This is a genomic window from Sphaerisporangium sp. NPDC051017 (assembly GCF_040683095.1).
GTDB lineage: Bacteria > Actinomycetota > Actinomycetes > Streptosporangiales > Streptosporangiaceae > Sphaerisporangium.
Window position 1 is genome coordinate 1 of sequence record NZ_JBFBCI010000113.1, and the last position, 8,487, is coordinate 8,487.

The following is an 8,487-nucleotide window of genomic DNA, read 5'->3' on the forward strand; positions in this document are numbered from 1 at the left end:
CCCAGCACGACGAGTACGCGATAAAACAGAACTCAGACCAGGACCCGCTCAATTACGTGAGCGTCCCCCTGCTCAATTACGAGATCGTTCACAGTCAGGCCGGGATTGTTCGTGGCGGGATCGAGTCCCAGCAGCTCCTCCCACACCTGGACAGGCATCAGCTGGCGCGCACCGTCTCCGAATCCCGGTTTGGCCGTGTTCCAGGTGTACTCGGTGTCGCAGAGCATCTTCCCCCGGATCGTCATGTCCCCGCGGCCTGGAGGGGTCGCATATCCGCAGGTCAGATTGCACTGCATCAAGCGGACGAACAGAGCACGACGGCCACGGTTCATCCCCTCGCCCTGGAAGCTGTAGAACAGCTCCGACACTGGTACCGTCTGCCCGCCGATCTCCAGGGCCCTCATGAGGCCTCACCGGGAAGGTAGACGGCGCTGGAGAATGCGGTCTCCCAGATCCGGACCGCCGTGACCAAGCCGGAGATCGATTCGGGCAGGAGCTGGACAGCGATGTCGTAGAGATGGCGGGCAAGCTGCTCGCTGCTCGGCTGGGGGAACAACGGCCCCGCGTCCTGGCCGTGTTCGTCGACGGCGCGCAGCTCGTTGAGGTAGGTGTGATCGAGGGTGGAGGCGATGTAGCCGCCGATCGGAGCGAGGTTGGCGAAATCGGTCACGAAACCAGTGGCATCCAGTGCCGGCGAGGAGAGCTCGATCTCCACGACATAGGAGTGCCCGTGAGCCTTGGCGCACTTGTGGTCGTCGGGCAGGCCGTTGAGGTGATGGGCTGCCTCGAACTTGAACTGCTTGCGGATCGCGTACATCGGCGTCACATCCTCGGCACAGACGGTCGGCGAAGGCCGGAGGTGCGTTCACGTTCTCAGCGGACTATCCCCTATTGTCGACTCGCCTTCCTTTGCGGGACATGCGGTCTGACCGCCGGTTTCGCGCTGCTTTCTCTGGTCACGGCCTCCCTTGATGGCCGATCCGGGTGCACCAGGTACCACCATCGGTGGTTTGAGCGCCGATCCTTGCGTGCTCGGAACGTCAGCGGGAATTGATGACATCACGGTTCCGTTGGATGCAAGCGGGGAGGTCGCCATGCGGCAGTCGGCATCCGAAACGGTCATAGAGTCCCACGGTGGGCGCCATGCTCTGGCTTTGGCCGAGACCGTGTGCAGGTTGTACGAGGCTGTGTTCAGCCTGCCGCCCTTCGACGGGACGCCAGAAGAGTTCGCCAACCAGCGGACCTACTACCCCGCCTTGACATCTCGTCCGGGATTCCGGTTGGTGACCGCGCGTGCCGGGCAGGAGCACGTCGGCTTCGGTTACGGATACCTGCTCCCAGCGGGTTCATCCTGGTGGGAGGGGCTTGCCCGCCCGGTGGAGGAAGGGTTCGCCACTGAGACGGGCACGCGGACGTTCGTGGTCATCGACTACGGCGTCCTGCCTGGCCGCAGGGGGCGCGGTACAGGTCGCGCGATCATGTGGGAACTGCTGGTCGGATCCGGCGCAGAGCGTGCGTCGTTGTCGGTTCAACCCAAGGCCGTCGAGACGATCGCCATCTACCGGCATTGGGGCTGGCGCAGGGTGTCCCACAAGGACATGGACCCGCCGGTCCCGTTTCCGCGCTTCGACATCATGGTCTTGGAGCAGATGCCCTCCACCGGCTTGTCAGGCCGGCAGCCGCAGAACCTGTAGGCGGTCATCGAGTTCACGCACACTCTTGGTCCGCTGCCATGGACTAAGTGCCTCCCGCAGGTCGACAACCCGGCGGGCCAGGCGGGGAGAGGTGTTCTGGCTCGTGAGATGAGCGGCTTCACCGATCTCCTGGCAGGCAAGGTCGATGTCCCTCAGGTCAAGGTGGGCACGGGCCAGGTCCAGACGGGTGAAGGCGACATTGCGCACGAAGGCCGGATCAATGCCGGCCAGTGACACGGTTGCCAGTTCCAGTGCCTGTTGGACGTTGCCGGTATCCAGAAGGCAGCGCGACCTGGTCGAAAGGTATTGGCCGTCCCCATAGAAGTAGAGCAGTTCGGAGCCGGAATCGCCGCTTGACGCAGCCGCCAGATCGCGCATCGCCCGATCGAGGGAAGTCATGCAGAGGGCGTAGTCGGAATGACGATTTGCCTTACCCGAGCGGCGCTGGACAGCGGCGTACGCACGCGCGCCAACGTCCGAGGAGTACGAGGTGAGCAGCTTGCTACCGGAACGCTGCCCCCATGCCAGAGCCCCGAGAGCATGTTCGACGCCTTGGCGTGGGTCCCCGCGCCAGGTCGCCAGGTGGCTCCAGTTAGCCAGAACGAAGCTGTTGAGGGTGTCGTCGTCGGCCTCGTGCGCGGCAGCACGGGCGCGGTCGTAGTAATAGTCGGCGCCGGTGTAGTCGTTGAGGTTGAAGAGGGTCCAGGCGATGAACCGGCGCAGGTTCGCCAGCAGTGACAGCATCCGCTTCCGCAGCCCGCGGGGAACGTCGCCCGCCAGAAGCGAGCTAAGAAGCTGGTGCTGAGCGTAGACAGTCTCCAGCACAGCCTTGGGGCCAAGCCTGTCCTCCTGGCGCATGCAGTGATGCAGCACCATTTCGACATGCCCGACGGTCGCGGCATCGACGCGCACGGCTGCCTCGGCAACCCGCGCGATCCGGTCGAGCTCGTCCTCGTTGACAATAGCCGACAGCGGGGATACGCCCGCAGCCGCAGCCGCTGCGCTGATGAGCGCCAGGACCTCGCGCCGCTTCACGCGACGCGCCCAGTCGGCAAGGGTCTGGACGAGGGCGTCGTACTCTTGATCGCGCATCGAACCGAAGGCGTGCCCGCCGCCGATGCCGGACCGGACTGGCAGAGTGACCAGCACGTTGTGAAGATCGTCAGATGTGAGGCCTCCAACGGCAGCCGAGGGAGGAAGCGAGGAGAGGCGGCGTTCCTCGGCTGGCCGGTGGTCCTCACCATCGACCAGATCAATGGCACGGCACTCATAGACCCGGGCAAGTCTGTTCAGGGCGACGATCGGCGGTTCGTGGCCGCCACGGGGCCATGCCTCCCAGGAACCAAGCCGACGCACGGTCAGAGGCGCTTCTGGCCAGAGCACATTCCACAGCTCAACGACTTTCGCCTGCGTATACCGGTGCGCCTCGCGGAATGCCTGACGGGGGTTGAGAGGCCATGTCGCCCGAAACCGCTCGGCGACGTCTGTCCAGGCCAGGCCCTGCGCGCGAAGCTGGGCCGATAAGTCGTCCATCTGCCGTTTCAGGCTGCGCGCCATTAACCCACCCTCCGGTGCTCCCGGTCAGCGCGTGGTCTAACGACGCTACCGCCGGACATCTCAACGCGCCACAGCAGATGCGTGAACCGGCGGTCAGACCACCGAATGTTGCTTCCATTGCAGGCAGGTCTGCCGTGTGCTACTCGATGGCGTCTCCTATTCTTAAGGGCCTCGTCATCCGGCTGGAGGCGACGAGTCCACACGTGCCGTGAGTTAAATGCCGGCGGCTCAGACGGCTGCCGAGCCCTGTATCAATCCCGCCGTTCCGAGGGTTCCAGGAGGTGAGTAGAATCCATCCGCCCATCGTCGGCCTGTATGAGTGCCTCATCGTCCGAGGCGAACATCGGCATCGGGACCGGCCTCGCCGTTGCGCCGCGCCTGGAGGTCGTGGAAGCTGACGCGACGTTCGAAATGGCATCGCGGGCGACAGCTTTGGGAGGACCGTCCAACCAGTTGAAATCGAGTTCTGCGAGCGCGTAACGTCGCGCCTTCAGAAGGGAACCTCCCCTAGCTCGCTCACGCTGCAAATTGAGCCAGTCACGAAAGTCATGTCCGTCTGGAACCGGCGCCCCGCGTCCGAATGGCAAAGCTCCATGCTTTTGGGCGTATGCTGCGGCTGCTTGAAAATTCATTTCCCATTTTTGCTGCTCCGTCAGCTTCGGCCGCCAGTGCGGGTCCAAGGCATCCAGCCTGGCATGACGTTCTGCCGACAGCACACCGTGGCGTGCAAGCTGGCGCTGTTCTACTAACCAGTCGCGAAAGTCCAGTCCTTCTGGAGGTGGAAGGTGTTTCCTCCCCTGCGCGGGCAGGCGCCCATGCCTTTCAGCGTACACGGCTGCCGCGTTGTAGTATTTATCCCAGCTCACTTGGCTGTATCGCTGTGAAGCCCAGTCGTGATCCAATGCCTCCAAAGCCTGACGTTGCTCACCCGACAACCGATCCGCACGGCTCCGGCAGCTGCGCAACCAGTTGCCCAGAGGAAAGTTATCTGCGGTAACCCAGCCTGAACCGACATCCAAGGTGCCATGCTCAGCCGCATAGGCCCGCGCGGCGGAAAGGCCCAAATCCCACTCGTCTTCGGGAACCGACCAGATCATCCCTATTTCATTCAGACATTTCTGGCGCCGCGCACTTAGAGACCTCCTATACCGGCGTTGCCTTTTGAGCCATCCAGGAAGGTCGAGCCTATTGTTGCTTCTATACGTGTCGTCGACACGCAGATTGCCATTCTTCTGGAAATACAGGAGGGCATCCCGATAATACGCATCCCAAAGGGAGTTTCCACTGAGCCAGGTCGGATCAATGGCATCCAACGCCGTCTTCAGCTCCGCTGGCAGCGTTCCCTCGTTGTAGTGCCTGCGCTGCCTGACAAGCCAGGGATCTAGCTTAAACCCCTCGTGAAGGAAATCCCTGGGAACGTCGTGCAGGAATCCTTCGTTGGCGGCAGCGAACGCCCGGGCGGCGGCAAGCCCATTCTTCCATGACTGCTGCCGTGCCAGATCCTTCTTAGTCCATAGCATGCCGATGCTGTCAAGGAGATGAACTCGTTCCTCTGGCAGCGTGTTGCGGATTCTGCGCTGGTAACCAAGCCATTGCCCGAGACGCAGACCTGATGGAGCTTCGTAGCTGATGGGCAGGCCCAAATCACCATTAATCTCAAAGTATTGCTTTGCGGCACCATAGAACTCGTACCAGCTCGACGCCGCCGACTTCACGGCGTGCAGCGAGATCGCTTCGGCGAATCCCTTGGGCACCGGAATACCGGAAAGGGACAGCCATTTAGGGATCCTGTTGTCGGAACCGGGGATCACGATGGTGGATTCGGATGTCGAGTCATCGGCCTGTGTTTCAGGCAGATGGGTACTGCCAAGGCGAAGTCGTCCGGCATCAAGTTGGCCCGCTAGGCGATCATCCAGAGCGCGCATGGCGCGGAGTACCTGCCATACCTCGCCAAAGGCCGATCCCGCTATGGCCGATTCCGCGTCTTCACCCGGTTCCAGCAGCACGGGTACGATAATTCGCGCGATTTTGCCGGGATGGTCAAGGCGTAGCGCCCGGCCGACTGACTGGACAACGTCGATGACCGAGGTGCGGCGGTCTACCATGACCACCGAATCAACTGCGGGGGCATCGACGCCCTCGGTGAGCACGCGTGAGTTACATACGATCCGCAGTTCGTCGGGGTGATCAGGATCTTTGCTCAGCCGTTTGAGGATCGACCTGCGAACCGTAGGATCTTGAGCTCCGTGGACAACGTAGGCACTGACAGACCTTGGCCGCTGGCCGGCGTCCATGATCTCCCATGCCTGCCGGACGGTCTGCGCCCATCCTTGCGCGTCAGCCACGCGGTTATGGAACGTGATCGCGCGCCGGATGCCGTAATCGGCCGCGGCACGCAACACCGTGACCTGCGTGGCCAGGACCTGAGCGCTGACGGCGGTTCGGGCGAGTTGCAGGCGCACGTCTGGATTGTCGGTGAGTGATTTGATGTGCTCGTCGGTCACCGCCGCAGCGACGATCTCGTAATCCGCGATCAGACCGCGCTCAAATGCCGTGGAGAAAGGCAACCGGTACGCCACCCGCCCATAGACCTTCTCGTCGTCCATGGAGAACGCCGGGACATCGCCCTTCTCCTCGAAGATCTTGCGAGTCGCCGTCATGTAGAGACGGCGATCGGCGGGAATGGCGACATCATCGTGAATCTGCGTCCAGGCTCCACCGACGAGGCCCGCAGTGCGGTGAGCTTCGTCGGCGATTACCAGGTCCCATGGCGGCATGGCATGGTCGGCGTGCGCGGCGGCGACCACGGGCATACTGTGGTAGGTGGTCAGGACGGTCACACGGCCCTTCACCGCAGTCCATGTGGCCAAATCAGCCGCCGCCGTGGTGACCTGAGCAAAAGAGGTCATCCCACCCATGCCACGTGGCATGTGGCGTATCTCGTCGCTGGAACAGACGCCGACCACCTCGCCCAGATCAACCAGACCGTGGTCCCGGAACTCTCGTAACATCTGGACGATCAGTTCCAGCGTCGGCACCGCGACCAGCACGCGTCCGTGAGCCGCCAGGCGCCCGGCGCTTCGGGCGGCGACGACCGACTTCCCCGTTCCGCACGCCATTTCCAGGGTGGCACGCCCGCCGCGGGCCAGAGCCTCTTCCATGGCCGCGACCGCCTCAACCTGATGTGCCCATCTGTCCTGGATCTCCGAGCTCGTCACAGGTAACACCACCCTCGAACATTAAAATGACGTTCACAAAAATCGCTCCGAAAAAACATAAAACCGAATACATCCAGATGCCGTGCTTGAATACGCGAATTTAATACGGCGGCCCTGGCAAGGCGGAGGAACTGCTCGCAGCATCGCGATCCGGCTGGGTTCAATCGATGGCGATGGATGAGCAGCGCAGCCGGATCCGCCCCGCTCAACCCGAACAGCGCGGGTCGGGTGAACATGTGACAACAGGGGGACGTGGGGATCCGGCCATGTCGTCGCACGCTCTGTCAGCGCCCGCTCACCGGTGCGATGCCGAGCACTGAGCCAGTACGCTCATGGGCCAGGTTTGGCACGGGCGGGCGAGGCCCAGAACCTGACCTCCGTCGCGGCGAAGGCGTCCAAGACGTCGGGGGCGGCGGCGTCCCAGCGGTGTGTAGCAGGTGATCACCTGCAGACAGTCCGGGCGTATCCCAGATTGAGGCGAGCGGTCACCAGATGATGATCGGAATCGTCTTGTTCGACCATGCGATAGTCGGTAATGGCCGGTACCAGTGGCTTTGAGACGTATATTCGGTCGCAGCGGATGGGAGTCGAATCTTGCCCGAACCCCGCGGTGGGGGCGCGCAAGCCCGGAACGTTCCGCTGGTCGGATAGGAAACCGGCGACGTCCACGAATCCGGCCTGGTGCAGCGAGCGAGCGGCGGCCCGGTCGTCTGGGCCGTGCCTCACCTGCTTGTATCCCGGTAGCGCTCCCCAGTCCACAGCGGGGTCACCCAGGCCAGGGTCATTGAAGTCACCGCCCAGCACCGCCAAACTTTTCGCCAGATCGCTGCTGGCGCGCGCTTCCTCCTCCCGGATGGACGGGTTGAAGGGTGCGAAGTGCGCAGAGGCGATTATCACCGGGCGGTCGATTCCTGCCATTCGGCATTCAACGCGCGCTTGGGCATGCCAGAACGGCGGGTGCCGTTCATGACGTTCCCGCAGCACCTCCAGGCCGCGGCCAGGGCGGATGAGCACCACCAGGTGGCAGTCATGTCGGGCGGCCCGGGCCACATACCCGCGCATGTCCAGCGCTCGCTCGGCGAAGTGCAGGCCCTGGGCGCCATTGAGCAGCCAGTGCTTGGCCTCCTGGATCAGAATGACGTCGGCCTCCAGGCCGGCCAGGAGGCTAAGTTGGCGGGTCAGTCGGCCGGTGTCGCCAGCATCGATTCCGCCGTTCCGCAGGTTCCACGAGGCGATCAGCATCCGGTCTCCAAATTGTCCAGCAGTCCGGGCAGTTCATGCACAGTTGAGATCAGCAGCGCTCTGGCGGGAAGTCGCTCGCAAGGCGCCGGCGGTTCAGATCGGATCAGTACGGCGCGCATCCCGTATTCGAGGGGCTTGGCGACGTCCTTGGTGATGTTGTTTCCCACGAAAAGGATCTGGCCCGGGCTGTCCACGGTGGCAGCCTCTTCCACTGCCTTGTAAAACTGCGGCTGAGGTTTGGCGAACCCTAATTGATGCGACTGGATGAGTTCGGCGAAGAATCGGTCGGCGCCGGCCTGCACAAGGGCTGCACGGCGATCCTGGTGCGGCAGGGTGTTACTGGCCAGCACCAGCCGATAGCCACGGGAGCGAAGCAAGCTCAGGACGACGATCGCATCCGGGTCTACCGCTTTAGAGTGCCTCGGGGCCAGCGTGCCGCCGAAATCGAAGGCAATGCACCTGATCACGTGCCATCCTCCTTGTGACATCGCGGCTCGCCGGGTTCCAGCCACGGGCTCCTACCGTGGCGAGCACATACGGCCGAAATTCGGACCATCCCGCTCACCCTTGAGCGGGGGGCGGCACATCACGGCCGACGGGCCATGCGTTCTTGATGGCCAGGCCCACGATGAGCACGCCGCCAGCGGAGTGGGCGTCGATGTTCGTGTTCAGGTGAAAGGCCGTATCTGTGATGTGTCGATGCGGTCGGTGTTGAGCACGGTCACGATGCCGGAATGGTCGCTGGCCCCCTCGGGATCCACCTGGTAGTAGTCGAC

Annotated in this window: 7 protein-coding genes; 1 reads left to right on the forward strand and 6 read right to left on the reverse strand. The window is 63.1% G+C overall.

The window, feature by feature from the left end; genetic code table 11:
• Positions 1 to 32: 32 nt before the first annotated feature.
• A complete protein-coding gene (locus AB0M95_RS40050) occupies positions 33 to 404 on the reverse strand; it encodes a hypothetical protein (protein ID WP_363776712.1) in 372 nt (123 codons plus the stop codon).
• Positions 401 to 817: a 6-carboxytetrahydropterin synthase gene (locus AB0M95_RS40055; protein WP_363776715.1), complete on the reverse strand. Its 417-nt coding sequence runs from the start codon at positions 815 to 817 to the stop codon at positions 401 to 403. The genes AB0M95_RS40050 and AB0M95_RS40055 overlap by 4 nt, the downstream gene beginning before the upstream one ends.
• Before the next feature lie 337 nt (positions 818 to 1,154).
• Here AB0M95_RS40055 and AB0M95_RS40060 point away from each other — a divergent pair, with 337 nt between their 5' ends.
• Positions 1,155 to 1,694 (forward strand): GNAT family N-acetyltransferase, encoded by a 540-nt coding sequence (locus AB0M95_RS40060; RefSeq protein ID WP_363776718.1) that lies wholly within the window; start codon positions 1,155 to 1,157, stop codon positions 1,692 to 1,694.
• Here AB0M95_RS40060 and AB0M95_RS40065 read toward each other — a convergent pair.
• From AB0M95_RS40065 to AB0M95_RS40080, 4 genes are all read right to left on the reverse strand, one after another.
• Positions 1,668 to 3,251: a hypothetical protein gene (locus tag AB0M95_RS40065; RefSeq protein ID WP_363776721.1), complete on the reverse strand. Its 1,584-nt coding sequence runs from the start codon at positions 3,249 to 3,251 to the stop codon at positions 1,668 to 1,670. The genes AB0M95_RS40060 and AB0M95_RS40065 overlap by 27 nt on opposite strands.
• A 251-nt stretch (positions 3,252 to 3,502) precedes the next feature.
• On the reverse strand, positions 3,503 to 6,469 hold the full coding sequence (locus AB0M95_RS40070) for a Helicase associated domain protein (RefSeq protein WP_363776724.1): 2,967 nt from the start codon (positions 6,467 to 6,469) through the stop codon (positions 3,503 to 3,505).
• A 441-nt stretch (positions 6,470 to 6,910) separates the two neighbouring features.
• Positions 6,911 to 7,711: an endonuclease/exonuclease/phosphatase family protein gene (locus AB0M95_RS40075; protein ID WP_363776727.1), complete on the reverse strand. Its 801-nt coding sequence runs from the start codon at positions 7,709 to 7,711 to the stop codon at positions 6,911 to 6,913.
• The gene (locus AB0M95_RS40080; protein WP_363776730.1) at positions 7,705 to 8,178 is read right to left on the reverse strand and encodes an HAD family hydrolase; all 474 of its coding nucleotides are present in this window, start codon (positions 8,176 to 8,178) and stop codon (positions 7,705 to 7,707) included. The genes AB0M95_RS40075 and AB0M95_RS40080 overlap by 7 nt, the downstream gene beginning before the upstream one ends.
• Positions 8,179 to 8,487 lie beyond the last annotated feature (309 nt).

Excerpts from the sequence above, each read along its gene's own strand:
- AB0M95_RS40050 (WP_363776712.1), bottom strand. The coding sequence starts at position 404 with ATGAGGGCCCTGGAGATCGGCGGGCAGACGGTACCAGTGTCGGAGCTG.
- AB0M95_RS40055 (WP_363776715.1), bottom strand. The coding sequence starts at position 817 with ATGTACGCGATCCGCAAGCAGTTCAAGTTCGAGGCAGCCCATCACCTC.
- AB0M95_RS40065 (WP_363776721.1), bottom strand. The coding sequence starts at position 3,251 with ATGGCGCGCAGCCTGAAACGGCAGATGGACGACTTATCGGCCCAGCTT.
- AB0M95_RS40075 (WP_363776727.1), bottom strand. The coding sequence starts at position 7,711 with ATGCTGATCGCCTCGTGGAACCTGCGGAACGGCGGAATCGATGCTGGC.